Raw genomic sequence first — 24,850 nt, 5'->3', positions numbered from 1 at the left:
ATCAACGATACTCGATGACCGCGTCACGACGCAGGTCGCGCAGCTTGCTCTGCGCACGCAGGTTGACGCGCTGCTGCTCCAGCTGCCCCTGGATCTGGGCAGCGCCTGGCACCACCGAGGCCTGCGGATCGTCACGACCGCACAGCACCAGCGCGCGCACGCCTTCGGTCGGCGAACCGAACGGCGGGGTCGCCTGACCGACCTGCATCTTCAGCAGAATTTCCTGAAGCGGCGCGGGCAGGTCGCGGATGCGGATCGAATCGTTGTCGACCACTTCGGCGCCGATGCCGGCGGCAATCTTCTCGACCGTGCCGCAGCCCTGGATCGACTGGACCGTCTTGGCGAAGGTCGCGGCGCGCGCCGAGGCCTGCGCCTGCGTCGTGCCCGCCGGGAAGGCGACGGTCAGCTGCTTCAGGCTCAGCTTCGCATCGCGCGGGTCGGCCGCACCGATCGTCCGCTTGTCGGTGAGGTACAGGATCGAGAAGCCGCCCGGCGTTTCGATCGGGCCGGCGATCTGGCCGACCTGCATCTGCTGCGTCGCTTCGGCGAGCGGCTGTGGCAGCGTGACGAGGCGGATCCAGCCAAGATCGCCACCGACGCCGCGCGTCGACGCTTCGGAATAGTTGCGCGCGAACAGTTCGAAGGGCTGCTGCGCCTTCTGGATTTCGCCGATGATCTGCTTGGCCTTGGCGAACACCTGCGCGCGATTCGCGTCATTGGCGCTCAGGTAGATTTCCTTGAGATTATATTCCTCGGTGCCGCGCGATGCCTCGATGCGCTTCTGGATCGCCGACACCTCTTCGTCGCCGACGTTGACGAACGGCTCGATCTTGCGGCGCAGGTAACGGCTCCAGGCCAATTCGCCCTCGATCGCGCGGCGCAGCGAGCGTTCCGACGACCCCGCCTTGCGCAACGCGACGCGCAGCTGCGGCACGGTCATGTTGAACCGCTTGGCAAGGCCCGCCTCGCTCTGGTCGAGCTCGGCCTGCGTCACGGTGATTTCGGCGCTCTTCGCCTCCTGGATTTCCAGCGTCTCGTCGATCAGCTGGCGCAGGATCTGGAGCTTGAACTCGTCGATCTGGTCGGGCGGGGGCGTGCGGCCGCCGTTGTTGAAGACGGTGAGCGCCAGGCGCTGGTCGACGTCGGTGCCGGTGATGACCGTGTCGTTGACGATCGCAGTCGGCTTGCGGATGTTGGGGTCGAGCTTGCCGAAGATCTGCAGGTTCGCGGGGATGTTCAGGTTCGTGTCGGGCACCTGCTGGTCGGCGACCGTCTGCGCGATCGCGCCGGTGCTGAAAGCGGCCAGCGCGGTCCAGCCGAGCAGGCGCACGGCCTTGCCGCGGAGATTGCGTCGAATGTTGTGCGTCACGTCGTTCCGTTACCCCAAAAAGCGCGGGCGCGCCGCAGCACGGCCTTGCGGCCCGTCTTGCCCCGTCGCAGCTGAACTTCGGCTTAGCGACCGAGGTTGGTCAATGCCAGCGTCAACAGGAAGCTGTTGCCCGAGCGCGCGTCGCCCGTATCCTGATAATCGCGGCGCCACGTCGCCCCCAGCCGGATGCAATCGTCCTCATATTGCACGCCGATACGATGGCGGATCGGATCGAATCCGTCGGACAGCGACAACGGGTCTTCGTTGCGATCGGTCAGATCGATGACGGTCGATCCGAACGCCGACCAGAAGCGTGCGAACTGGACGCGGCCGGCAAGGCGCAATTCCTCGCGGTCCTGCAAATCCTCGATCTCGGGGAAGATATTGCGATTGAGCCGCAGATAGCCCGCCATAACGTAGGTGGAGCGCGATCCGATCGTCGCATCCACTTCGTTGCGGCGTACGGCCAGCCCGTCCTTGTCGAGGCGGTAACGATGCGTGATCGACACGAAATCGCGGATGCGCAGCGTCGTCCGGCCGACGATGTCGGAAAAGCGGTCCGACAGGCCCGTGCCGCTCGGCAGGATCGTCGGCCGTTCCGACAGACGATAGCTCTGGCCGATCACCGCATCCAGCGTCGCGCCGGGCAGCGCGACGGACCATTCCGCGCCATAGGTCGCGCGGCTGCTGTCCTCGAACCGGTCGTACCCGGCGAAACGATTGAGCGCGAACAGGTTCGAATCCTCGAGGTCGACGGCGCGCGCATCCTCGTTCGGCACGGCGAGGTTCGCGATCCGCGGCGCGCCGACGATCTGCACCCGCGGCGTCAGGCGCTGCGTGCCGCCCAGGAAGCTACCGACGAACGGCCACTTCACATCCACCGCCACCGCACCGATCGCTCGCGTCTGGAACCCCTCCAGCCCGCGATAGCTCGCGACGCTGGTCAGCTGCGTATCCTGCGTGTTGTACGCGTCGAGCCGGGCATAGCCGGTCAGCGTCACTTCCTGGCCCCAATTGGTCAGGCGGCGAAGGTCCCACTGGCCCGCGACGAACGCGCGCTGCGTATCCTGCCCGGCGGTGCGGGTGAGGGCGAGCGTGTTCGCCTGCAGCTGCAAGCGCCCGCCGGCCAGATCCATCCGCTTGCGGAAATCGAGCTCGGGCAGCGCGATCGGCTGCGTCCCCTGCGGATCGTTGACGCGCATCGACTGCACGTACCAGCCGGTCAGCGCGAAATAGGTATTGGGGTCGATCCGCTCCAGCGACGCCGTCGTGCGCAGCCGGTCGTCGCGCGAGATGTTGTAGCGGCGCAGGAAGGTGCGGTCGCTCGCCAGGCGGACCGACCCGCTGACGCTCCAATAGGGCGACAGCTGATAGCGGGCGACGCCATCGATATAACCGCGCAAGGCCCGTTCGGTATCGGTCGGGGTGATCGTGACCAGATCGTCGCTGCGCCGGCTTTCGGTGCCATAGGCGGTGATGCGGAAGGCGCCGTTGGTGCCCAGCGCATCATATTGCGCCTCCATCATCGGCAGGACGGCCGAGAAGACATGCGGCGTCAGCGTCAGCCCCTTGTTGGGCGCGAGCCGGAAATAATAGGGCGCGACCAGTTCGAGGCCGTTGACGCGATCGAGCTGGAAATCGGGCGCCAGCAGGCCGCTTTCCGCCTTGCCGCCGATCGGCAGGGAGAAGGCGGGCAGGGGAAGCGCGGGCAGGCCGAACAGATGGAATTGGCCGCCGCCGAAGTACACGCGCTCGCGATCCGGGCGATAGGTGATGCGGATCGCCGTGATCTTCCACGACGGTTCCTTCGGGCACCCTTGCGGATTCGTGACCGTGCAGGGCGTATAGGCGGCCTTGTCGAGCTGGAGCGTGCCGTCGGCGTAGCGCTGCCCGCGCTCGGCCGCCATGCGCCCGCCTTGTTCCAGCACGACGAGCATATTCTCGACGACGCCGTCCTTCATCGAATCGGTCAGCTCGATCGAATCGCCGTAGGCGACGTCGCCTTCGGGGTTGGTGACCGCGATATTGCCGGTGGCGACGACACGCCCCGTCTTCCGGTTCCACACCACCTTGTCGGCGCGCAGGCGATCGCCCTGCCGGAACATCCGCACGTCGGTCAGCGCGGTGACGATGTCGGTGTTCGTATCATATTCCAGGCTGCCGGCGCTGAACTGCACCTGCTCGGCATCGTTGGGCTTGGCCGCAGGCGCAGACAGAGCCGGATCGCTGGAGGATGGCGGCGCGACGGGGCGGCTCTGCAGGTCCTGCGCATGCGCCGATCCGGCGAACAGGGTCGCGGCGAGCGCACAGCCGGCCAGTAGGTCGAAACGCAACACGATGATCCCGGCACCCTTTTCCGTACACCGCGGCCTCGCCCTGATCGACGCCGCACGTCTGCCGCCTATCGCACCCCTGATGCGCACCTGCAATCGTTGTGCTTCACCGCCTGCGATCCTAGATCGGGCATCAGTCATAGTCGTTGTCGGAAAGTCGAAAGATGCAGATCGCCTTCACCTCCACTGCGCCCAGCGCGCCCGCCATTCTGGCGCTTCCAATCGACAAGGATGCTGTCGGTCGCGGGCAATGGGGCGGTCTGGGGGAAGGTCATCGCGCGATCGCCGATGCCGCGGCCAAGGCGGCACGGTTCGACGGCGAGGCGGGCGCGATCGTCGAACTGTTCGTCGCGGACGACGGTCAGGCGAAGCAGCTGCTGCTGGTCGGCGTCGGGTCCGGTGACGAAGCGGGCTGGAGCAAGGCGGGCGGCGCGCTGGTCGCGCGGTTGCTGACCTCTGGCGCGACCGAATTGGTTGCCGACCTGAGCGGCGCGGACGCCACCCCGCAGGCCGCCGCGCGTTTCGCCGCCGCCGCCGCCCAGCGCGCATGGCGCTACGATCATTATCGCACCAAGCTGACCGATAAGCAGAAGGTGAGCCTGACCACGCTGACGATCGCCGGGGCACCCGACGGCACCCATGCCGCATGGGCCGCGCAGGACGCCGTGACGCAGGGCCTCGAACTCACCCGCAACCTCGTCGCCGCGCCGCCGAATGTCCTCTATCCTGAAACCTTCGTCGAGCAGGTCCGCGAATCGGTCGAGGGACTGGGCCTGGAGATCATCGTCCTTGGCGAGGACGAAATGCGCGAACACGGCATGGGCGCGTTGCTCGGCGTCAGCCAGGGGTCGGTGCGCGACGCACGCATCCTCGCGCTCAAGTGGAACGGTGCTGGCGAAGGCGATCCCACGCTCGCGCTGGTCGGCAAGGGGGTGACGTTCGACACCGGCGGCATATCGCTGAAGCCCGGCGCGGGCATGGAAGACATGAAGTGGGACATGGGCGGCGCCGGTGCGGTCGCGGGCACGATGAAGGCGCTCGCCGCGCGCAAGGCGAAGGTCAACGTCGTCGGCGTGATGGGCCTCGTCGAGAACATGCCCGACGGTAACGCCCAGCGTCCCGGTGACGTCGTCACCTCCATGTCCGGCCAGACGATCGAGATTCTCAACACCGATGCCGAAGGGCGGCTGGTGCTGTGCGATGCGATCACCTGGACCCAGCAAACGTTCCGGCCGAAGACCATCATCGATCTCGCCACGCTGACCGGCGCGATGATCGTCAGCTTGGGCAACGAATATGGCGGCCTGTTCTCCAACGACGACGGCCTCGCCGACAAGCTGCTTGCCGCGGGCACCGCGACCGGCGACAAATTGTGGCGTTTCCCGCTGTCCGACACGTACAACAAGCTGATCGATTCCCCGATCGCCGACATGAAGAACGTCGGCCCGCGCGGCGCTGGTTCGATCACCGCGGCGCAGTTCATCCAGCGCTTCGTCGATGAGGGCGTGCAGTGGGCGCACCTCGACATCGCCGGCATGGTGTGGAGCGACAAGGCTGCCGCGACCTATGACAAGGGCGCGACGGGCTATGGCGTGAAGCTGCTCGACCGCCTCGTTGCGGAGCATTTCGAAGGACAAGCCTGAGCGATGCGGGGGTGGAGCCATGCCCTCCGGCAGGCTACACCCCCGGCATGCAGGTCGACTTCTACCACCTCACCGCGACGCCCCTCGACCGCGCGCTGCCGCAGATCGCGGCGAAGGTCGTGGAAAGCGGCGCGCGTCTGCTGATCGTCACCGCGCGCGACGAGCAACGGGCCGATCTCGACCGCCTGCTGTGGACCTACCGCCCCGACAGCTTCCTGCCGCACGCGCAGGCGGGGGCAGGGGACGACAGCGTGCAGCCGGTGCTGCTCGCGCCCGCGGTCACGCCGACGAACGATGCCCGCCACGTCGCGCTGGTCGACGGCCAGTGGCGCGACGAGGCACTGACCTTCGATCGTGCCTTCCACTTCTTCGAGGACGAGCACATCGGCGCCGCGCGAGAAGCTTGGCGTGCGCTGGGCGGCCGCGACGGGGTGGAGCGGCGCTATTGGAAACAGTCCGATACCGGCCGCTGGGAACAGGCCGCCTGAACCCGAAGCGGTTGCAAAGCCGCCGCCCCGCGACTAGGGCGGCGGCACTTTCAAACCCCTCCCAAATCACAGGAGCCCGTGACCATCATGGCCGCGACCCGTACCTTTTCGATCATCAAGCCCGATGCCACGCGCCGCAACCTGACCGGCGCGGTCACCAAGATGCTGGAAGACGCCGGTCTGCGCGTCGTCGCGTCGAAGCGTATCCACATGACCCGCGAGCAGGCCGAGGGCTTCTACGCGGTCCATAAGGAGCGACCCTTCTTCAACGATCTGGTCGAGTTCATGATCTCGGGTCCGGTCGTCGTGCAGGTGCTCGAGGGCGAGAACGCGATGCAGCGTAACCGCGACATCATGGGCGCGACGAACCCGGCGAATGCCGAGGCCGGCACGATCCGCAAGGAGCTCGCCGAGTCGATCGAGGCCAACACGGTCCACGGTTCGGATTCGGACGAAAACGCCGAAATCGAGATCGCCTACTTCTTCAAGCCTGAAGAGATCGTCGGCTGATGACCGACTGGCGGCTGCGGCGTGCGTCCGTCGAGGATGCGCCCGCGGCCGCTTTGGTTGCCGGCGCCAGCTTCCTGGCGACCTTCGCCGGCATCCTCGATGGCGCCGACATCGTCGCGCACGTCGCGAAAAACAGCGCGCCTGCCAGCTTCGCGGCATGGATCGGCGATCCCGGCAGCGTCGTCACGCTTGCCGAACATCCGATCGGCGCCGCCCCTGTCGGCTATAGCGTCCTGACCACGCCCGACCTGCCGGTCGCTACGCACGGCAGCGATATCGAGCTGCGCCGCATTTACACTTTGCCACTCGCACAAGGCACCGGCCTTGGTCGCGCCCTCATGCAACAGGCCATCGCTGACGCCATCGCGATGGGTAAAACACGCCTGTTGCTCGGCGTGCTGGGCCGTAACGCCCGTGCGCGCGCCTTTTACGAACGGCAAGGCTTCGAGGTCGTCGGAACGCGCCAATATCGCGTCGGCAGCGCCCTGTGCGATGACGTGATCTACGCGCGTCCACTGTAAGCCCCCTCCCGATCCTGTCGGGAGAGGGCTCATTCGGGCTCAGGCCGGCGCGAACACGCCGTCGTCGTCCATCACGTGCAGCACGCCGTCAGCGATCGCGAAATAGGCGCCGCGCAGCTTCAGCGTGCCCTGCGCCTCGCGCTTCGCCACGAAGGGGAAGGTGCGCAGGTTGTTCAGGCTGACGCGCACCGCCTCATGCTCCATCTCGCGCGATGCATCCGGGCCATCGCCATGCTTCGCGATCACCCGCTCGCGCGCCGCATCCAGCATTCCGACCCAGTCGGAGATGAACTTGCCCTCGCCGGCCTTCGCATCCTCGAAGCCATGGGTCAGCGCCGCCTTGCAGCCGCCGCACGACGCATGGCCCATCACCAGCACCTCGGGCACTTCGAGCTGCGTCACCGCGAACTCCAGCGCCGCCGACACCCCGTGATAGCCGCCGCCGACCTCATAGGGTGGCACCAGGTTGGCAACGTTGCGCACCACGAAGATTTCGCCGGGCGACGTGTCGAAGATCTGCGACGGATCGACGCGGCTGTCCGAACAGGCGATCACCATCACCTTCGGGCTCTGGCCATCCTTCAGTTCGTCCCAGCGCTCGCGCTGTTCCGACCAGCCGGTGTCGCGAAACCGATGATAGCCACCAATCATGTCGGAAAAGTCGGTCATTGTGCCTCCGTTATGGTCTAGGTCCGGTTCGGCGGGGATAACGCGTTTGCGGCCGACTGGTGCCCACCCGGGCGCGTCAGCAAAGCAACGTCACAATCGAGCGATGGTTGTTCCATCCGCCCGACATCGCTATCTCGCCCGAATGAACGAGATGACTCCGGTGGCCCGCCCCGAACGCCAGCGCAAGCCCGACTGGATCCGCGTGAAAGCGCCGACCAGTGCCGGCTTCGCCGCAACGCGTGAACTGATGCGGTCCAAGAGCCTGACGACCGTCTGCGAAGAGGCCGCCTGCCCGAACATCGGCGAATGCTGGTCGAAGAAGCATGCGACCGTCATGATCCTCGGCGATACCTGCACGCGCGCCTGCGCCTTCTGCAACGTGAAGACCGGCATGCCACGCGCCGTCGATCCGATGGAGCCGAACAACGTCGCCGATGCGGCTGCGCAGATGGGCCTCGAACATATCGTCGTTACCTCGGTCGACCGTGACGATCTGCCCGATGGCGGCGCCAAGCAATTCGTGAAGGTGATCGAGGCGATCCGCCGCGCCAATCCGAAAACGACGATCGAAATCCTCACGCCCGACTTCCGCAACAAGCACGAAGCGGCGGTCGAGGCGATCGTCGCCGCGCGGCCGGACGTCTACAACCACAATCTCGAAACCGTGCCGCGGCTGTATCCGACGATCCGCCCGGGTGCGCGCTACTATGCGTCGATCCGGCTGCTGGAAAGCGTCAAGAAGCTCGACCCGTCGATCTTCACCAAGTCGGGCGTCATGCTGGGGTTGGGCGAAGAACGGCTCGAGGTGCATCAGGTGATGGACGACATGCGCTCGGCCGACATCGATTTCCTCACCATGGGCCAGTATCTTCAGCCGACGCCGCGCCATGCGAAGGTGGCCGAATTCGTCACGCCCAAGGCGTTCGACAGCTATGCCGCGATCGCCCGTGCCAAGGGCTTCCTGTTGGTCGCTTCTTCGCCGCTGACCCGCTCCAGCTATCACGCCGGTGACGATTTCGCGAAGATGCGTGCCGCGCGTGAGGCCAAGCTCGCCGTCCATGCCTAAGCATTCGGAAACGCGGCATCTGCCGTATTCGGCCGAACAGATGTTCGACATGGTCGCCGACGTAAAGCGCTATCCGGAATTTCTGCCCTGGGTCAGCGCGATGCGTGTGCGTCAGGACAGCGACACCGCGACGCTCGCCGACATGATCGTCGGCTTCAAGGGCCTGCGCGAAACCTTCACGTCGAAGGTCGAAAAGCAGCGCCCGGGCAGCATCCACGTCGAATACATCGACGGGCCGCTGAAGTATTTGCACAACGATTGGCGCTTCCGGCCGGAGGAGGGCGGCTGCGCGGTCGATTTCAGCGTCGACTTCCAGTTCAAGAACCGGATGTTCGAGATGCTGGCGGGGCAGGTCTTCGGCGTCGCGCTCAGAAAGATGATCGGCGCGTTCGAAGACCGCGCCCGCGTCCTTTACGGTAGCAGCAGTTCCAGCGCGACCAGCGCCGCCTGAAGGCGGATTCCTCCGCGGCCTAGGTCGCCAAACTGTTTGCGGTCGGCATGGACGTCCGCGGGGTCGCCGCCCCGCTCCGCGCGGGCGAAAACGACCGTGCCGACGGGCTTCTTTTCCGATCCGCCACCGGGACCGGCGATGCCGGTGATCGCCACCGCGACATCGGCGTCGCTATTGGCGAGCGCGCCCTGTGCCATGCTCCAGGCGACGGCGATCGACACCGCGCCAAATGTTTCGAGCACGTCGGAATTGACCTTCAGCAGGCGCATCTTGGCTTCGTTCGAATAGGTGACGAAGCCGGCGCCGAAGACGTCGGACGATCCGGGAATTTCGGTCAATGCCGCCGCGACGAGCCCGCCGGTGCAGCTTTCGGCCAGCGCCACGGTCCGTCCGGCGGCGCGGTTCGCTTCCACGACACGGCGTGCAGCATCGATCAGTTCGGTGGGGAGCAGGCTGTCCATCATCGCGCCTCCGAACATAGCGGCAGGTCGGGCACGTTGATCGCCTTGCCCTTCGCCTTTTCCGCCTTGAAGTAGCGCAGGGTCGTCACGATGACCCCTGCGGTGTTCTGCGGGGGTAGGGGCGCGAGCTGCGTCACGAAGCGGTCGATCGTCCCGCAATCGGCGGGGTTGATCCGGCCGACGAGCAATGGCGCCAGCGCCGCCGTCAACAGCGGCCGGGCGAATTCGGATTGCAGCAGCGAATCGATCATCGGATCGGACAGTTTGACGATCGCGACACGGGCATTGGGCCACGCCCGATCGGCGGCGGACTGGTAGCGCGCCAAAAAGTCGCTGTCCGTCCGTCGGATCAGGCTGGTTGCGGGCAGGCGCGTCGCACACACGATGCCGGTCTGCTGGATGATATCGGGCAAGGCGACCAGTGTCATCGCCTCCGCCTCAGGCGTGGTGATGCAGCGGCTCTGCGCTTCGGCAGGCGCGGCCGCGAGCAGGGCTGTGACGGCGAGCAGCGCGGTCTTCATCGCGGCAGGCTCACGGTTGCCACCGCCTGCGCGGCAATGCCTTCGCCGCGGCCGGTGAAGCCCAGCCGTTCCGTCGTCGTCGCCTTGATGCTGACGCGGTCTTCCGACAGCCCGAGCAGCGCGCCGATGCGCGTGCGCATGGCTTCGCGGTGCGGCCCGATCTTCGGGGCCTCGCAGATCAGCGTCAGGTCGACGAAGTCGATGCGGCCGCCCTTGTCGGCGATCAAGGTGGCGGCATGTTGCAGGAACTGCGCGGAGTCGGCGCCCTTCCACTGCGGGTCACTCGGTGGAAAGTGCGTGCCGATGTCGCCCGCCGCGATCGTGCCCAGCAGCGCGTCGGTCAGCGCGTGCAGGCCGACATCGGCATCGCTATGTCCTGACAAACCCTTGTCGTGCGGGATGAGCACGCCCCCCAGCCACAATTCCTCGCCCTCTTCCAGCCGATGAACATCGAAGCCGGACGCGCTCCGCGTCTCCCAGGCGATTTTGGCTTCGGCCGCGGCGAAGTCCTGCGGATGCGTCACTTTGTCGAGCATCGCATCGCCCTGCACCAAAGCGACGCTCCCGCCAAGCCGCTGCACCATCTGCGCATCGTCGGTTGCCTCTTCATCGGCCGGCCATCCGGCATGGGCGGCGCGGAGCGCGGGCAGGCGAAAGCCCTGCGGCGTCTGGACGCGGAACAGCTTGTCGCGCGAGACGACCGAACCGTCGCGGATTAGCGTGTCCGCAACGGCAAGGCCGGGGATCGCCCCCTCATTGGTGTCGAGTGCGGCCAGTATCCGGTCGATCACCTGCGCCGGCACGAAGGGCCGTGCCGCATCGTGGACCAGCACCCTGTCGGCCTCGATCGCTGCGAGCCCGCGCGCGACCGACTCGCGCCGCGTGGCCCCGCCGACGATCGTCCGCACCGGCCCGAGTGCGGCGGCTGCCAGCGGCTCCGCCCCCGCGGCGATCACCACCACCACCTCGTCCACCGCCGGGTGACCGGCAAAGGCGGCATAGGCGTGCGCCAGCAAGGCCTTGCCGCCGACGTGGGCATATTGTTTCGGGATGGCACCACCGGCGCGCGAGCCGCTACCCGCCGCCACGATCAGCGCGACCGTCCGCTGCTTGTGTATCATTGCCGCCGCCTAGCGCAGACCTGCAATGCTTGCCAGAGCAGGCATGGGACGGTAAGGGCTGCCCGTTTTTCAGGCAGATTTATGGCCCATCTCACGCCCATTCAGATCGGTCCCATCCGGATCGAGCAGCCCGTCGTGCTGGCGCCGATGACCGGCGTCACCGACATGCCGTTCCGCACGCTCGTGCGCCGCTATGGCTCCGGTCTCAACGTCACCGAAATGATCGCGAGCCAGGCGGCGATCCGCGAAACGCGGCAGTCGCTGCAGAAGGCCGCGTGGCACCTGTCAGAAGAGCCGGTCTCGATGCAGCTCGTCGGCTGCACCCCCTACGAGATGGGCGAGGCGGCGAAGCTCGCGGAAGATCGCGGTGCGGCGATCATCGACATCAACATGGGCTGCCCGGTCCGCAAGGTGACGAACGGCGACGCCGGCTCGGCGCTGATGCGCGACCTCAAACTCGCCGCTGCCCTAATCGACGCCGTTGTAAAGGCGGTCAAGGCTCCAGTAACGCTGAAGATGCGTATGGGCTGGTGCCACGACAGCCTCAACGCGCCCGAACTGTCGCGGATCGCGCAAGATCTTGGGGTGAAGCTCATCACCGTCCACGGGCGCACCCGCAACCAGATGTACAAGGGATCGGCCGATTGGCGCTTTATTCGCTCGGTCAAGGACGCGATCGACCTGCCGGTGATCGCAAACGGTGACATCTGCACGATCGACGATGCGGTGGACGCCCTCGATCAGTCCGGCGCCGATGGCGTCATGATCGGCCGTGGCGCCTATGGGCGGCCGTGGATACTCGGGCAGGTGATGCACTATTTCGCGACCGGCGAACGGCTTCCCGACCCGTCGCTCGACGAACAATATCGCGTCATCGTCGAGCACTACGATGCCATGCTCGACCATTATGGCGAGATGACCGGCGTCAACATGGCCCGCAAGCACATCGGTTGGTACACCAAGGGCCTCACCGGATCGGCCGAGTTCCGCAACGCGGTGAACCAGGAACCGAGCGCCGCGAAGGTGAAGGCGATGCTCGCCGATTTCTACGCGCCATACCGCGATCAGCCGCCCGCGGCCGTCCGCCAGGCCGCCTGACAGGATTGTGACGGACCGTCCGGGCTTTGCCGAGTTGTTCGCGGCGCTGCCTGTCGCCGTGCTCGTGATCGATGGAGAAGACCGTATCCAGCACGGCAACGCCCAGGCGGAGCTGCTGCTCAATTTGTCCGAGCGGGTGATGCGCGGGCAGCTGCTGTCAGCGATCCTGCCACGCCCTCCGGCTGGCGATCGGCAGGCCGGGCACGGCTTTGCCGTCTACGACACGGAGATCGCGACGCCGCACGGGCCCAAGATCCGTGTCGACTTTTCCGAGGCGCAGCTCGCCGATCATCCCGGTTGGCGCGCTATCACGCTGCACAGCGTCGCGGGTACGCGCAGCGTCGGCCAGCTTGGCGGACGCGGGGCCAGCGCCCGCGCAGCGAGCGGCGCGGCGGCGATGCTGGCGCATGAGATCAAGAACCCGCTGTCCGGCATCCGCGGCGCCGCGCAGCTACTTGATGCCGGTGAACTGACCACGCTGATCGTGACTGAGGTCGACCGCATTGCAGCGCTGATCGACCGTATGCAGGATTTTAGCGATACGCGCCCGCTGCCGATCCAGTCGGAGAATATCTATCCCCTGATCGGCCATGCCCGCCGGCTGGCGCTAGCCGGCTTTGCCCGCGGCGTGTCCATGGAGGAGCGGTTCGATCCCTCGCTGCCGCATGCCGCGATCAATCGCGATGCCTTGCTGCAGATCCTGATCAACCTGCTTAAGAATGCCGCGGAGGCGACGCGGACCGTCGCCGATCCCCGCATTATCATCACCACCGCCTATCGCCACGGCATGTCGGTAGCGGCGACGCGGGGCGGCCCGCGCGTGCCCTTGCCGATCGAGATCTGCGTGACCGATAACGGCCCCGGCGCCCCCGCCGACATCGCCGAATATCTGTTCGATCCGTTCATCTCGGGCCGGCCGGAGGGGCAGGGGCTTGGCCTCGCGCTGGTCGACAAGCTGACGCGCGACATGGGCGGGATCGTTCAATATGCCCGTGAAGGATTGCCCGAGATGACGACCCTGCGCCTCCTGCTGCCACGGGCTGCTCAGTGAGCCGCGTTCTGGTCGTCGACGACGACGCTGCGATCCGCACCGTCGTCGCGCAGGCGTTGCGCCGTGCGGGACACGACGTCCAGACGGCGGAGACCCTGTCGCAGGCTGATCGTGCGCTGGCGCAGCGGCTGCCGGACGTGCTGATTACCGACGTCGTGCTGCCCGACGGCGACGGCATCGTTCATGTGGCGGAGGTCAATGCGCGCCACCCCGATCTGCCGATCATCATCCTGTCGGCACAGAATACGCTGACGACGGCGGTGCGCGCGAACGAGGTTGGCGCGTACGAGTATCTTCCCAAGCCTTTCGATCTCGACGATCTGACCCGCGCCGTCGCCGGTGCGCTGGTCCGCCACGCGGCGATGCCGCCGCAAGGGGAGGGGGAGGACCCCGCGCTCCCCCTGATCGGCCGCTCGCCGGCGATGCAGGACGTCTACCGGGTCATCGCCCGTGTCGTCGCCACGGACCTGACCGTGCTGATCTCGGGCGAATCGGGCACGGGCAAGGAACTGGTCGCGCGTGCGATCCACGATCTCGGGCGACGCCGGGGGGCGCCTTTCGTCGCGATCAACATGGCCGCCATCCCGCGCGAGCTGATCGAGGCGGAATTGTTCGGCCACGAACGCGGCGCCTTCACCGGCGCGGGCCAGCGTAACGCCGGCCGCTTCGAACAGGCCGCGGGCGGCACGCTGTTCCTCGACGAGATCGGCGACATGCCGATGGATGCGCAGACGCGTTTGCTTCGGGTGCTCCAGTCGGGCGAGTTCACCACGGTCGGCGGCGCTCGGACGATGCGGGCCGACGTGCGCGTCGTGGCTGCCACCAATCGCGACCTTACGCAGCAGGTCGCTTCGGGCCAATTTCGCGAGGACCTGTTCTATCGCCTGAACGTCGTCCCGATCGTGCTGCCCGCGCTGCGTGACCGGCGACAGGACATTCCGTTGCTCGCCCGCCACTTCCTCGACAGCGCTGCCGCCCAGGGTTTGCCGCGCCGCCAGTTGCAGCCGGAGGCGGAAGCCGCGCTCGCGGCTTATGACTGGCCGGGCAACGTCCGCGAACTCGAAAACCTGATGCGCCGGCTCGCGGTGCTGGCACGAGATGAGCTGATCGATCCGGCGACGATCCGCGATATGATCAGGGTGCCGGGCGCACAGATGGATCTGCCTGACGCGGGAATCGCCGAGGCGGTACGCCACCTGATCGAACGGATCGCCCGTGAGCGCCCCGGCGCTCTGGACGATGGCACCCTGTACGATCGCGTCATCGGAGAGGTGGAACGCCCCTTGATCGAAGCGATGCTGGCCCGACACGGCGGCAATCAGCTACGCGCGGCGCGGGCGCTGGGTCTCAACCGCAATACGCTGCGCAAGCGGTTGGATACGCTGGGGATCAGTGCCAAGGGCGACGATTGATCCGTAGCGGCTGACCGCCGCGCTTGATCGTACTGTGGCCCCAAACCACCGCAACCGGCAATTATGTGGTTTCCGTGCAACAATCCGCGTTGTACGGAGGGACGAATGCACGCGGCCCCCACGCCCGATTTGAACGACATGCTACCGGTTCGTCGCCGGCGGATTACGCCCGCGGTCGAAGGGCTGGTACTGGCGCTTGCGTTGGCAATCGCCGTCGCGACCTATTTCGTGTTGACGGGTGGCGCATCCGATACACGTGTGATTTCGCCTCCGTTGGTCGCGTTGCTACTCGTCGCCAATCTGGTGTCCGGCACGACGTTGATGATGCTGATCGGGCGGCGGATCGCGAGGCGGCGCGCCGTGCAATCCCAGATTGGCGGCAACGGGCAATTGCACGTGCAATTGGTCGCTTTGTTTTCGCTTGTCGCAGCGGTTCCGTTGGTGCTGGTAAATATCTTTGCGTCGCTGCTGTTCCAATACGGTGTCGAGTTTTGGTATTCGGACCGCGCTCGTGGAATGTTGGAGAATTCGACCGCACTTCTCCAGATCAATTATTATCAAGAGCTGGACCGCATCGCCGCCGAAGCAACTGCGATGCGTGTAGACCTCGCAGGATATTTTCGAGAATATCCGATCAATAGTGAAACGTTCGCGAAGGCGCTCGTCTTTCAGCTGAAACAGCGCAACATGTCTGAAATGGCAATCTTCGTAAAAGGCGATCCTGTTCCGATTGCCTTCGTCAATCCTTACGAACGGCGGCTGGATCGTGTCGTGACCCCGGGCATGATCAGAAAGATTGATTCCGGTACGCCGAGCGTTGTTATTCAAGCCAAGGATCGCGCCGCACTGTTGATGCCGTTAAAATACGGCAAGGGTGCCTATCTCTACGTGGCGCGCGTTTTTGACCCCGGGGTGGTCGAGCAATGGAAGCGCGGCGAGAAACTCGTTGCAGACTACCGAGACATGCAATCGCGTTCGCGGGCATTGCAGTTGCGGTTCAACTCCGCATTGCTGGGCATTTCGTTGCTGATCGTGGCCCTTGCGGTGTGGATCGCGCTGGCCGTTGCCGACCGTCTCGTTCGTCCGCTGGGCGAGCTTGTGGGCGCGGCGCGACGCGTAGCAGATGGTGATCTGTCGACACGTGTACCTGATCCCCGCACCCTGGATGAGGTCGGCACGCTGGCCAATGCGTTCAACCGAATGACCGGGCGGCTACAGGAACAAAATCGCGCGCTGGTCACCGCAAACGATCAGCTCGACAGCCGCCGTGCGCTCATCGAGGCGGTGATGGCCGGCGTGTCGGCCGGCGTGATCGCCTCGGGCGAAGACGGCATGATCCGGATCGCCAACAATTCGGCGTCCGAACTGATCGGCACGGGCATCGACAGCGTCGTCGGGCAGCCGCTTGCCCTCATAGCGCCTGAACTCGCCGATCTGGTGGCGAGTGGCCAGCGTGAGGCAATCGTTCAGGTCGTGCGTGGCGGCGAGACGCGGACGCTCGCCGTCCGGATCGCGCGGACCGATGCGGGGCCGATCCTGACCTTCGACGATATCACGCAGCAGTTGCTCGATCAGCGCCGCGCGGCGTGGTCGGACGTCGCGCGCCGCATCGCGCATGAGATCAAGAACCCGCTGACCCCGATCCAGCTCGCCGCCGAGCGCCTGCAACGCCGCTACGGCAGCAAGATCGATCCCGCGGATACAACCTTCGCGCGGTTGACCGAAACGATCGTCCGGCAGGTCGGCGACCTCAGGCGGATGGTCGACGAATTCTCGTCTTTCGCGCGCATGCCGAAGCCGGTGTTCCGCGAGGAATCGCTCGTGGACATCGCTCGCCAAGCGCTGTTCCTGCACGAGGTCGCCCATCCCGCGATCCGCTTCGCGCTCGACCACGATTTTCCCGCCCCGCAGCTCGTCTGCGACCGGCACCAGCTTGGTCGCGCCTTCACGAATATCGTCAAGAACGCCGTCGAGGCGATCGAGAGCAAGGGGGATGGCGGCGGCGCTGTTACCATGGGTATCCATGAGGATGGCACGACGATCGTCGTCGAGGTCGCGGATACGGGCGTTGGTCTGCCGCCGGATCGCGATCGGATCGTCGAACCCTATATGACGACACGCGCCCGCGGTACGGGCCTAGGCCTCGCGATCGTCAAGAAGATCGTCGAGGACCATTTCGGCACCATGGCCTTTGCCGATCGCGACGGCGGCGGCACCGTGGTGCGCATGACATTCGATGCCGCAGCCCTCGCGGCGCTCGATCAGGGGGCAGCCCCACCCGAACCGGTCACCGAACATGACGGTGCCGGCCAGCTTGCTGCACTCACACGCAATCGGAATTAGAGATTATGGCGCTCGACATCCTCGTCGTCGACGACGAACACGATATCCGCGAACTGGTCGCCGGCGTTCTGGAGGACGAAGGCTATGACACGCGCTCGGCCGCAGACAGCGACGCCGCGCTGGAGGCGATCGCCACCCGACGCCCGTCGCTCGTGCTGCTCGACGTCTGGCTTCAGGGCTCTCGCCTTGACGGTCTCGAGCTGCTCGACGAGATCAAGCGACGCGACCCATCGATCCCCGTGCTCGTCATCTCGGGCCATGGCAATCTCGACACCGCCGTCGCCGCGATCCGGCGCGGCGCCAGCGATTTCATCGAAAAGCCGTTCGAGGCGGAGCGGCTGCTGTTGCTGGTCGCCCGCGCGACCGAAACCGAACGCCTGCGTCGCGAACTCGCCAGCCTGCGCGTCTCGGCCGGTCGCGAGACGGACCTCACCGGCCGCTCGGGCGCGATCAACGGCGTCCGCGCCACGCTGAAGCGCGTCGCCGCGACGGGGAGCCGCGTGCTCATCATGGGGCCGGCCGGCGTCGGCAAGGAGGTTGCCGCCCGCCTGCTCCACGGCTGGAGCAATCGCGCCGAGGCCCCCTTCGTCATCGTCAGCGCCGCGCGGATGACGCCAGAACGCGTCGAGGAAGAGCTGTTCGGCGTGGAGGAGGGGGGCGACCTCGTCCGGCCGGGCCTGCTCGAACAGGCGCATGGTGGCACGTTGTTCCTCGACGAAATCGCCGACATGCCCATCGCAACGCAGGCGCGTATCCTGCGCGTGCTGACCGATCAGAGCTTCAGCCGCATTGGTGGCACCCGAACGGTCAAGGTCGACGTCCGCGTCGTCTCCGCCACCTCGCGCGACCTGACGCAGGAGATTGCCGAGGGGCGGTTCCGCGAAGATCTCTATTACCGCCTCAACGTCGTGCCGGTAATGCTGCCGGCCTTGGCCGAGCGCCGGGAGGACATTCCGTCGCTGGTCGAGCATTTCATGGCGCATTACGCCTCCGAACGCCGCGTACCGACCCCGGAGATCGCACCCGACGCGATGGTCGCGCTGCAAAGCTATGATTGGCCCGGCAATGTCCGCCAGTTGCGCAACGTCGTGGAGCGCACGATCATCCTCGCGCCGGGCGATCGCATCGGCCGTATCGACCTCGATCTCTTGCCCGCCGAGGTTCTCGGCGATCAGGGCGATCTGGCCGGCGGGGGTGGCGGCGCGATCATGGGTGCGCCGTTACGCGAAGCCCGCGAGACGTTCGAGCGCGAATATCTGCGCGTCCAGATCCGTCGCTTCTCGGGCAACATCAGCCGTACCGCCAGCTTCATCGGCATGGAGCGATCGGCACTGCACCGTAAGCTCAAGCTGCTCGGCATTACCGACGTGCGCGAGGATTGACGCCTTTACGGCACGGGCCTTCGTTCATAGATACGGGGTCGCTGCCTATCATGGGTGGCGATCCCGACGCCGGGAAACGGCGCGATAGCGGGCGAACGTCCCGCCAATAACGGAAAAAGGCTCAACTCATGGCCGAAAAGCAAGGCTCGCTGCAGGACCTGTTCCTGAATTCGCTGCGCCGCTCCAAGACCCCGGTCACCATGTTCCTGGTGAAGGGCGTCAAGCTCCAGGGTATCGTCACCTGGTTCGACAATTTCTCCGTGCTGCTCCGCCGCGATGGTCAGTCCCAGCTGATCTACAAGCATGCCATTTCCACGATCATGCCATCGGGCCCGATGGACCTCGCCGGGATCATCGAATCCGTGGGAGAAGCACAGCGCAAGCAGCCGCTGTTGCAGGAAATTTTCCTGAACGCGGTGCGCAAATCCGAAGATTCGGTCACGATGTTCCTGATCAACGGCGTGATGCTGCAGGGCCAGATCGCCGGTTTCGACCTGTTCTGCATGCTGCTCCAGCGTGAAGGCATGGCGCAGCTTGTCTACAAGCATGCTGTGTCGACCATCCAGCCGTCACGCGCGCTCAACCTCGCCGATGAGGGCGAGACGGACGAATAAGCGATGAGCACCGGCTTCAACCGTGACCGCGACGAGTTCGCCCGTGGCGGTCGCGCGCTGATCGTCCTGCCCGATCAGGGCGATGCGCATCGCGATGCCGAGGCGCGGCTGGAGGAGACCGCCGGTCTCGCCGCCGCGATCGGCCTCGTCGTCACCGACAAGGTGGCGGTGCGCGTCCGCCAGCCAAAGCCCGCGACGCTGATCGGCAGCGGTCAGGTGGAGCAGCTGGCCGTGCAGGTACGGCAGGACGAAGCCGACCTCGTCGTCTTCGACGCCAGCCTGACGCCGGTGCAACAGCGCAATTTGGAAACCGCGCTGGAGGCCAAGGTGATCGACCGCACTGGCCTGATCCTCGAAATCTTCGGCGAACGCGCCGCCACGGCCGAGGGGCGGTTGCAGGTCGAGCTCGCCCACCTCGATTATCAGGCCGGTCGACTGGTGCGAAGCTGGACCCACCTCGAGCGGCAACGCGGCGGCTTCGGCTTCCTCGGTGGTCCCGGCGAAACGCAGATCGAGGCGGACCGCCGGCTGATCCGCGATCGCATGGCGCGACTGCGGCGCGAACTCGAACAGGTCAGCCGCACCCGCGGGCTGCACCGCGAACGGCGCCAGCGCGCGCCGTGGCCGGTGATCGCCCTGGTCGGTTATACCAATGCCGGCAAGTCGACGCTGTTCAACCGGCTGACCGGCGCGCACGTGATGGCGGAAAATCTGCTGTTCGCCACGCTCGACCCGACCCTTCGGCAGATCTCGCTACCCGGCATCGACAAGGCCATCCTGTCCGACACCGTCGGCTTTGTTTCCGACCTGCCGACTCAGCTGGTCGCGGCGTTCAAGGCGACGTTGGAAGAGGTGGTATCGGCCGACCTGCTGATCCACGTCCGTGACATCGCCCATCCGGACACCGAGGCGCAGCGCGCCGACGTCGAAGCCGTTCTCGCCGACCTCGGCGTGTCCGAAACAACGCCGCGGTTCGAGGCGTGGAACAAGCTCGATCTGCTCGATGCAGACCAGCATGAGGACGTGCTGGTGGAGGCGGCGCGCCGCGACGATGTCGTCGCGCTGTCCGCACTGGATGGGGAAGGGGTGGACCAGCTTATCGCGCAGGTCGCGGCGAAGCTGACCGCCGGCCATCGCCGCTATTGGATCACGCTTCCGGCTGGAGACGGTGCGGGCGCCGCATGGCTGCACGCGCATGGCGAAGTCCTGGGGCAGGAAGAAGAGGGCGAGGGGCTGTCGACCCGCTACGAGGTTCGGCTCGCCGAGCGGGACTACGAACGCTTTCTCCAGCGTTGATGAACCGGCTCAGCCGCGCTTGACCTGCTGCCAGAGCGCTTCCTTGTCATCAAGGCTCAGTGCGGCGAACGCTTCGCCGCCCAGGGCTTCCATGGCGCGGAAGCGACGCTCGAACTTGGCGTTGCCCGATCGCAAGGCGGCCTCGGGATCGACGCCCAAATGCCGCGCCCAATTGACGACGGCGAACAGAAGATCGCCGATCTCGTCCTCACGCTGATCGTCGGAAGCCGTCTTAACTTCCTCGATTTCCTCCATGATCTTGGCGATGGCGCCGGTATGATCGGGCCAGTCGAACCCGGTTCGGGCGGCGCGCTTTTGCAGCTTTACGGCGCGCATCAGAGCGGGCAGGCCCGCCGCGACGCCGGCAAGCGCGCTGTCGTCTTGCGTCGTGTCGCGGCGCTCCGCGGCCTTTAATTCCTCCCAACCAGGGCTATGCGGCGCATCACCGAAGATGTGCGGATGGCGCCGTTCCATCTTGTCGCTGATGGCGGCGACGACATCGGCAAAGGCGAAGACGCCGGCTTCCTCGGCGATCCGCGCATGGAACACGACTTGCAACAACAGATCGCCCAGTTCGTCTTTCAGATCGCCCGCATCATTCCGCGCGATCGCATCGGCAACCTCATAGGCTTCTTCGATCGTATAGGGCGCGATCGTCGCCCAGGTCTGTGCCACATCCCATTCGCAACCGCGCGTCGGATCGCGCAGGCGCCCCATGATCGCCAACAGCCGTTCAACCGCCATATCGCGCGTCCACTGAAAGATTGATAATATACATTATGTAAATTCCTGATGATGGTGCGGTACGAGGATCAGCGTGTTCCCCTCCACCCGCCACGATTTCAGTTTCGACAGGAAGTTCATGCCGAGGACGTCGGTGTCGCCGAACGCGGGCGATACGACCACCGGCAAATCGCGCGCGACGATATCGCCGAGTTTCAGGTCTCGCACCGTCGCGCTCCGCGCCTGGATGCGCCCGTTCGCCGTATTGAGCACGATCGGAATCAGGCTGTCCCTCACGTCCAGCGACGCGGCGGCCGCGGTGTCCGTCGACAATGCCGTCAGGGTCGCGCCGCTATCGACGAGCATGCGCCGGTTCACGCCATCGATCGTCACTTTCGCCCAGAAATGCCCGTCGGCAGACATTCTGATGCGGGTTTCTTCGCCGACGACATTCTGGTCATCCAGTTTCAGCAGTCGCGTAACATATTGCAGATACGGATCGAACCGTTCGCGCTCGGTGATCACCACCAACAGCAACCCCGCGATTACCGCCCAACTGACCAGCGACAAAACGACCCGCAATACCGGCACCCGCCGGGCGATCAGCGCCGAGATCGGCAGGATGAGCAGCAGCAGATAGATGACCGCCTGGCCGCCCGAGTCGAGGTTCATAGGACGAATTCTAATCCATCGTAGCCGGGTTCGACGCCGGACGGCAGATCGCGGACCAGCGTGGCGTAATCCATGCTCTGATCCATATGTATGAAGGCTGACCGTTTCGGCCGAAGCTCAGCGATCCAGTCGAGCACCTCCGGCACGTGCGGATGGGTCGGATGCGGCGCATAGCGGAGCGCATCGACGATCCAGACGTCGAGCCCCGTGTAGAGCGCGCGCATCGCCGGGGTCAGTTCGTGAAAGTCGGTGGCATATCCCACCACTGCGCCACCCGCGGAAAAGCGCAGGCCGGCCGAGGTGATATGACCGTGGGGCTGATCGACGACATCTATCGTGATCGCGCCGATCGTCAGCCTATCCGGTAACACCGCGCTTTCCACCGTCGGCGGATAGCCCTGACGGCCGGCGAAGACATAGGCAAACCGGTCGCGGAGCGCCGTCAGCGTGCTTGTCCGCGCATAGCCCGGGACCGGCCGGCGCATGGCGTGAAAAATCTGGCGAACGTCATCGATGCCATGACAATGGTCTGCATGGTCGTGCGTCCACAAGATCGCGTCGACCGTCGACACATCGGCTGCGAGCAATTGCTCCCGCATGTCGGGGCCTGTGTCGACCAGGATACGCGTGTCGTCATGCTCAACGAGCAACGATACGCGCGTACGCCGGTTACGTGGTTCGTTGGGGTCGCAGGCGCCCCAGTCGTTCCCGATCCGCGGCACGCCCGATGACGTGCCCGATCCGAGAATGCGAACCTTCACGCGCGCGCCTTGTTGAACAACGTGAAGAAGTTGTCGGCGGTTCGTGCTGCCAACTCTTCGATTGGCTCGCTGCGTAGCTGGGCGAGAAAGGTCGCGGTGTCCGCGACGAAAGCAGGCTCGCCCTGCTTGCCGCGATGCGGCACCGGCGCCAGAAATGGAGCGTCGGTTTCGATCAGCAGCCGTTCGATCGGCAGCCGGGCCGCCGTCTCTTGCAGGTCGCGTGCGTTTTTGAACGTCACGATCCCCGAGATCGAAATGTAGAACCCGAGCTCCAGCGCCGCGTCGGCAAAGGCGCCGCTCGCGGTGAAACAGTGGATGACGCCCGTATAGGCCCCCTGCTTCATCTCATCGCGCAGGATCGCCAGTGTGTCCTCTTCCGCGTCACGGGTGTGGACGATGAGGGGAAGCCCTGTTTCGCGACACGCTCCGATATGACTCTGGAAGCTTGCCTGCTGGCGGGCACGATCGGAATGATCATAGTAATAATCGAGGCCGGATTCACCGATGCCGACGATGCGCGGATGCGCCGTTCGGTCGACGAGGCGCGCGATGTCAACGTCGGGATGCTGATCGGCCTCGTGCGGGTGGATGCCGATCGAAGCCCAGACGTCGGGTTCGCGCTCGGCTGTCGCGACCACCGCGTCCCATTCGCTTTCGCGCGTCGAGATGTTGAGCATCGCCCCCACCCCACGCGATCGGGCACGGGCGAGCACGTCACCCTGCTGCTCGAACACCCCTTTGTAATTGAGGTGGCAGTGGCTGTCGGCGAACATCATGCCGCGGCGGCAGGCAGTTCGAGCCGTGGGAAGACCGGCGACGGCGGTGCGATCGTAAAGCCCGCGGCCTGCTGGCGCGCATACCAGCCATCGTCGTCGATCGCGGCATGGTCTCGCTCGTCCGCGCCGAGCTGATCCAGCACCTTGCCAGCCGATTGCGGCACGACCGGCAGGATTGCGATCGCCAGCATCCGGATCGCCCGCACCAGCGTGCCCAGCACCGCATGCATCCGATCGGGATCGGTTTTGCGCAACGCCCAGGGGGCTTGCGCATCGATATACTGATTGCACGCAAAGACCCCGCGCATCCATGCCTCGATGCCCTGGCTCAGCATCAGATCGTCGAATGCCGTCCGCAGTCCGGCGCAGGCGACGACCATCTCCTCGATCAGCATGGCGTCCGCCGGATCGCTGCGCCCGGCATCCGGCATCGCGCCATCCAAATTCTTGGCGATGAACGACAGCGTGCGCTGCGCCAAATTGCCGAAGCTGTTGGCGAGCTCCGCATTGACGCGCGTCACGATCGCCTCGGCCGAATAGCTGCCGTCCTGCCCGAAGCTGACTTCGCGCAGCAGGAAATAGCGGACCGCATCGACCCCGAACGCATCGGTCAGTTCGTCGGGGCTGACGACATTGCCGACCGACTTCGACATCTTCTCACCCCGGTGGAGCACGAAGCCGTGTGCGAACACCTGTTTCGGCAGCGGCAGGTTCGCCGACATCAGGAACGCCGGCCAATAGACGGTGTGGAAGCGCGTGATGTCCTTGCCGATCAGATGCAGATCGGCGGGCCAGAAGCGGGCCATCGTCCCGGCATCGTTAGGATAGCCCGCACCGGTCAGATAATTGGTAAGCGCATCGACCCACACATACATGACGTGGCCGGGGCTGTCGGGCACCGGGACGCCCCAGTCGAAGCTCGTCCGCGACACGGACAAATCCGACAGACCGCCTTCGACGAAGCGCATTACCTCGTTGCGGCGCGCCTCGGGGCGGATGAAATCGGGGTTGGCGGCGTACAGGTCGAGCAGCGGCTGCTGATATTTCGACAGGCGGAAGAACCACGTCTCTTCGGCGGTCCACTCCACGGGCGTGCCCTGAGGCGACAGCTTGGCGCCGCCTTCCCCCTCCACCAGTTCCTTCTCGTCGTAGAAGGCCTCATCGCGCACCGAATACCAGCCCTCATACCGATCAAGGTACAGGTCGCCGGCATCGCGCATCGCCTGCCAGATCGCCTGGCTGGCCGCATAGTGATCGGGTTCGACGGTGCGGATGAAACGGTCGTACGAAATGTTCAGCGTGTCCGCCATCGCGCTGAAATACGATGACATTTCGTCAGCGAAGGCGCGCACTTCGATGCCGCGGGTGCGCGCGGTCTGTGCCATCTTCAGCCCATGTTCGTCGGTGCCGGTCTGGAAGCGCACCTCGCGCCCCGCCTGCCGCTGGAAGCGGGCGATCGCGTCGGCGGCGATCATCTCATAGGCATGGCCGATGTGCGGACGGCCGTTGGGGTAATGGATTGCGGTGGTGATGTAATAGGGATCGGCCATAGCGCGCTTCCCTAGTCGA

The 24,850-nt window shown here is 65.6% G+C and carries 24 protein-coding genes; 13 read left to right on the top strand and 11 right to left on the bottom strand.

Going from position 1 to position 24,850, the window contains the following annotated elements; translation table 11 throughout:
- Position 1: 1 nt before the first annotated feature.
- The gene (locus tag A7E77_RS15160) at positions 2-1,369 is read right to left on the bottom strand and encodes a peptidylprolyl isomerase (protein ID WP_063689291.1); all 1,368 of its coding nucleotides are present in this window, start codon (positions 1,367-1,369) and stop codon (positions 2-4) included.
- Between the two features lie 83 nt (positions 1,370-1,452).
- Entirely contained in the window at positions 1,453-3,705 is a 2,253-nt protein-coding gene (locus tag A7E77_RS15155; RefSeq protein WP_063689289.1) for an LPS-assembly protein LptD, read from the bottom strand.
- A 161-nt stretch (positions 3,706-3,866) separates the two neighbouring features.
- On the opposite strand from A7E77_RS15155, the gene A7E77_RS15150 reads away from it, so the two are divergent.
- The 4 genes from A7E77_RS15150 (at position 3,867) to A7E77_RS15135 (ending at position 6,864) form a co-directional block, all read left to right on the top strand.
- Positions 3,867-5,345 carry a leucyl aminopeptidase gene (locus tag A7E77_RS15150; RefSeq protein WP_063689286.1) on the top strand — a complete coding sequence of 493 codons (1,479 nt, stop codon included), beginning with the start codon at positions 3,867-3,869 and terminating at the stop codon, positions 5,343-5,345.
- A 47-nt stretch (positions 5,346-5,392) separates the two neighbouring features.
- Entirely contained in the window at positions 5,393-5,833 is a 441-nt protein-coding gene (locus A7E77_RS15145) for a DNA polymerase III subunit chi (RefSeq protein WP_063689283.1), read from the top strand.
- Positions 5,834-5,920: 87 nt separating this feature from the next.
- Entirely contained in the window at positions 5,921-6,343 is a 423-nt protein-coding gene (ndk, locus tag A7E77_RS15140) for a nucleoside-diphosphate kinase (RefSeq protein WP_017978843.1), read from the top strand.
- Entirely contained in the window at positions 6,343-6,864 is a 522-nt protein-coding gene (locus tag A7E77_RS15135) for a GNAT family N-acetyltransferase (RefSeq protein ID WP_063689280.1), read from the top strand. The genes ndk and A7E77_RS15135 overlap by 1 nt, the downstream gene beginning before the upstream one ends.
- Before the next feature lie 39 nt (positions 6,865-6,903).
- On the opposite strand, the gene A7E77_RS15130 is transcribed toward A7E77_RS15135, so the two are convergent.
- Complete coding sequence (locus A7E77_RS15130) at positions 6,904-7,533, bottom strand: carbonic anhydrase (RefSeq protein ID WP_017978841.1); 630 nt, start codon at positions 7,531-7,533, stop codon at positions 6,904-6,906.
- Positions 7,534-7,675: 142 nt separating this feature from the next.
- Between A7E77_RS15130 and lipA the strand changes: the two genes are divergently transcribed.
- Both lipA and A7E77_RS15120 read left to right on the top strand, forming a co-directional pair.
- Complete coding sequence (gene lipA / locus A7E77_RS15125; protein ID WP_017978840.1) at positions 7,676-8,599, top strand: lipoyl synthase; 924 nt, start codon at positions 7,676-7,678, stop codon at positions 8,597-8,599.
- Positions 8,592-9,050 (top strand): type II toxin-antitoxin system RatA family toxin, encoded by a 459-nt coding sequence (locus A7E77_RS15120; RefSeq protein ID WP_017978839.1) that lies wholly within the window; start codon positions 8,592-8,594, stop codon positions 9,048-9,050. The genes lipA and A7E77_RS15120 overlap by 8 nt, the downstream gene beginning before the upstream one ends.
- Here A7E77_RS15120 and A7E77_RS15115 read toward each other — a convergent pair.
- Genes A7E77_RS15115 through A7E77_RS15105 form a run of 3 tightly spaced genes read right to left on the bottom strand, consistent with a single transcriptional unit; the run spans position 9,011 to position 11,153 of the window.
- Positions 9,011-9,514 (bottom strand): CinA family protein, encoded by a 504-nt coding sequence (locus A7E77_RS15115; RefSeq protein ID WP_063690035.1) that lies wholly within the window; start codon positions 9,512-9,514, stop codon positions 9,011-9,013. The genes A7E77_RS15120 and A7E77_RS15115 overlap by 40 nt on opposite strands.
- Positions 9,511-10,032, bottom strand: a complete 522-nt coding sequence (locus tag A7E77_RS15110) for a hypothetical protein (protein ID WP_063689278.1) — start codon at positions 10,030-10,032, stop codon at positions 9,511-9,513. The genes A7E77_RS15115 and A7E77_RS15110 overlap by 4 nt, the downstream gene beginning before the upstream one ends.
- Entirely contained in the window at positions 10,029-11,153 is a 1,125-nt protein-coding gene (locus A7E77_RS15105; protein WP_063689275.1) for a bifunctional 2-C-methyl-D-erythritol 4-phosphate cytidylyltransferase/2-C-methyl-D-erythritol 2,4-cyclodiphosphate synthase, read from the bottom strand. Before A7E77_RS15105 ends, A7E77_RS15110 begins: the two co-directional genes overlap by 4 nt.
- A gap of 81 nt (positions 11,154-11,234) precedes the next feature.
- Between A7E77_RS15105 and dusB the strand changes: the two genes are divergently transcribed.
- The 7 genes from dusB to hflX all read left to right on the top strand — a co-directional run bounded on the left by dusB (position 11,235) and on the right by hflX (position 20,349).
- A complete protein-coding gene (dusB, locus tag A7E77_RS15100; protein ID WP_063689272.1) occupies positions 11,235-12,251 on the top strand; it encodes a tRNA dihydrouridine synthase DusB in 1,017 nt (338 codons plus the stop codon).
- A 7-nt stretch (positions 12,252-12,258) separates the two neighbouring features.
- The gene (locus A7E77_RS15095) at positions 12,259-13,302 is read left to right on the top strand and encodes a two-component system sensor histidine kinase NtrB (RefSeq protein WP_063689270.1); all 1,044 of its coding nucleotides are present in this window, start codon (positions 12,259-12,261) and stop codon (positions 13,300-13,302) included.
- Entirely contained in the window at positions 13,299-14,714 is a 1,416-nt protein-coding gene (ntrC, locus tag A7E77_RS15090) for a nitrogen regulation protein NR(I) (protein WP_063689267.1), read from the top strand. The genes A7E77_RS15095 and ntrC overlap by 4 nt, the downstream gene beginning before the upstream one ends.
- Positions 14,715-14,819: 105 nt before the next feature.
- Positions 14,820-17,057 carry an ATP-binding protein gene (locus A7E77_RS15085; protein WP_063689264.1) on the top strand — a complete coding sequence of 746 codons (2,238 nt, stop codon included), beginning with the start codon at positions 14,820-14,822 and terminating at the stop codon, positions 17,055-17,057.
- Between the two features lie 5 nt (positions 17,058-17,062).
- Entirely contained in the window at positions 17,063-18,439 is a 1,377-nt protein-coding gene (locus tag A7E77_RS15080) for a sigma-54-dependent transcriptional regulator (protein WP_017978831.1), read from the top strand.
- A 128-nt stretch (positions 18,440-18,567) separates the two neighbouring features.
- Positions 18,568-19,053: an RNA chaperone Hfq gene (gene hfq / locus A7E77_RS15075; protein ID WP_017978830.1), complete on the top strand. Its 486-nt coding sequence runs from the start codon at positions 18,568-18,570 to the stop codon at positions 19,051-19,053.
- A 3-nt stretch (positions 19,054-19,056) separates the two neighbouring features.
- Positions 19,057-20,349: a GTPase HflX gene (gene hflX / locus A7E77_RS15070; protein ID WP_017978829.1), complete on the top strand. Its 1,293-nt coding sequence runs from the start codon at positions 19,057-19,059 to the stop codon at positions 20,347-20,349.
- Positions 20,350-20,358: 9 nt separating this feature from the next.
- Here hflX and mazG read toward each other — a convergent pair whose 3' ends face one another.
- From mazG to metG, 5 genes are read right to left on the bottom strand one after another with little or no spacing between them, the layout of a single operon-like run.
- A complete protein-coding gene (gene mazG, locus A7E77_RS15065) occupies positions 20,359-21,093 on the bottom strand; it encodes a nucleoside triphosphate pyrophosphohydrolase (RefSeq protein WP_063689262.1) in 735 nt (244 codons plus the stop codon).
- A gap of 33 nt (positions 21,094-21,126) precedes the next feature.
- Complete coding sequence (locus A7E77_RS15060; protein ID WP_018250750.1) at positions 21,127-21,744, bottom strand: TIGR02281 family clan AA aspartic protease; 618 nt, start codon at positions 21,742-21,744, stop codon at positions 21,127-21,129.
- A complete protein-coding gene (locus A7E77_RS15055; RefSeq protein ID WP_063689260.1) occupies positions 21,741-22,505 on the bottom strand; it encodes an MBL fold metallo-hydrolase in 765 nt (254 codons plus the stop codon). Before A7E77_RS15055 ends, A7E77_RS15060 begins: the two co-directional genes overlap by 4 nt.
- Positions 22,502-23,278 carry a TatD family hydrolase gene (locus tag A7E77_RS15050; RefSeq protein WP_063689258.1) on the bottom strand — a complete coding sequence of 259 codons (777 nt, stop codon included), beginning with the start codon at positions 23,276-23,278 and terminating at the stop codon, positions 22,502-22,504. Before A7E77_RS15050 ends, A7E77_RS15055 begins: the two co-directional genes overlap by 4 nt.
- Positions 23,278-24,831 carry a methionine--tRNA ligase gene (gene metG, locus A7E77_RS15045; protein WP_063689256.1) on the bottom strand — a complete coding sequence of 518 codons (1,554 nt, stop codon included), beginning with the start codon at positions 24,829-24,831 and terminating at the stop codon, positions 23,278-23,280. Before metG ends, A7E77_RS15050 begins: the two co-directional genes overlap by 1 nt.
- Positions 24,832-24,850 lie beyond the last annotated feature (19 nt).

The organism is Sphingomonas sp. NIC1, assembly GCF_001638925.1.
GTDB lineage: Bacteria > Pseudomonadota > Alphaproteobacteria > Sphingomonadales > Sphingomonadaceae > Sphingomonas > Sphingomonas aquatilis.
This window is presented reverse-complemented; position numbering and strand designations above follow the sequence as displayed.

Excerpts from the sequence above, each read along its gene's own strand:
- A7E77_RS15150 (WP_063689286.1), top strand. The coding sequence starts at position 3,867 with ATGCAGATCGCCTTCACCTCCACTGCGCCCAGCGCGCCCGCCATTCTG.
- A7E77_RS15145 (WP_063689283.1), top strand. The coding sequence starts at position 5,393 with ATGCAGGTCGACTTCTACCACCTCACCGCGACGCCCCTCGACCGCGCG.
- ndk (WP_017978843.1), top strand. The coding sequence starts at position 5,921 with ATGGCCGCGACCCGTACCTTTTCGATCATCAAGCCCGATGCCACGCGC.
- A7E77_RS15135 (WP_063689280.1), top strand. The coding sequence starts at position 6,343 with ATGACCGACTGGCGGCTGCGGCGTGCGTCCGTCGAGGATGCGCCCGCG.
- A7E77_RS15130 (WP_017978841.1), bottom strand. The coding sequence starts at position 7,533 with ATGACCGACTTTTCCGACATGATTGGTGGCTATCATCGGTTTCGCGAC.
- lipA (WP_017978840.1), top strand. The coding sequence starts at position 7,676 with ATGAACGAGATGACTCCGGTGGCCCGCCCCGAACGCCAGCGCAAGCCC.
- A7E77_RS15120 (WP_017978839.1), top strand. The coding sequence starts at position 8,592 with ATGCCTAAGCATTCGGAAACGCGGCATCTGCCGTATTCGGCCGAACAG.
- A7E77_RS15115 (WP_063690035.1), bottom strand. The coding sequence starts at position 9,514 with ATGATGGACAGCCTGCTCCCCACCGAACTGATCGATGCTGCACGCCGT.
- A7E77_RS15110 (WP_063689278.1), bottom strand. The coding sequence starts at position 10,032 with ATGAAGACCGCGCTGCTCGCCGTCACAGCCCTGCTCGCGGCCGCGCCT.
- A7E77_RS15105 (WP_063689275.1), bottom strand. The coding sequence starts at position 11,153 with ATGATACACAAGCAGCGGACGGTCGCGCTGATCGTGGCGGCGGGTAGC.
- dusB (WP_063689272.1), top strand. The coding sequence starts at position 11,235 with ATGGCCCATCTCACGCCCATTCAGATCGGTCCCATCCGGATCGAGCAG.
- A7E77_RS15085 (WP_063689264.1), top strand. The coding sequence starts at position 14,820 with ATGCACGCGGCCCCCACGCCCGATTTGAACGACATGCTACCGGTTCGT.
- A7E77_RS15080 (WP_017978831.1), top strand. The coding sequence starts at position 17,063 with ATGGCGCTCGACATCCTCGTCGTCGACGACGAACACGATATCCGCGAA.
- hfq (WP_017978830.1), top strand. The coding sequence starts at position 18,568 with ATGGCCGAAAAGCAAGGCTCGCTGCAGGACCTGTTCCTGAATTCGCTG.
- hflX (WP_017978829.1), top strand. The coding sequence starts at position 19,057 with ATGAGCACCGGCTTCAACCGTGACCGCGACGAGTTCGCCCGTGGCGGT.
- mazG (WP_063689262.1), bottom strand. The coding sequence starts at position 21,093 with ATGGCGGTTGAACGGCTGTTGGCGATCATGGGGCGCCTGCGCGATCCG.
- A7E77_RS15060 (WP_018250750.1), bottom strand. The coding sequence starts at position 21,744 with ATGAACCTCGACTCGGGCGGCCAGGCGGTCATCTATCTGCTGCTGCTC.
- A7E77_RS15050 (WP_063689258.1), bottom strand. The coding sequence starts at position 23,278 with ATGTTCGCCGACAGCCACTGCCACCTCAATTACAAAGGGGTGTTCGAG.
- metG (WP_063689256.1), bottom strand. The coding sequence starts at position 24,831 with ATGGCCGATCCCTATTACATCACCACCGCAATCCATTACCCCAACGGC.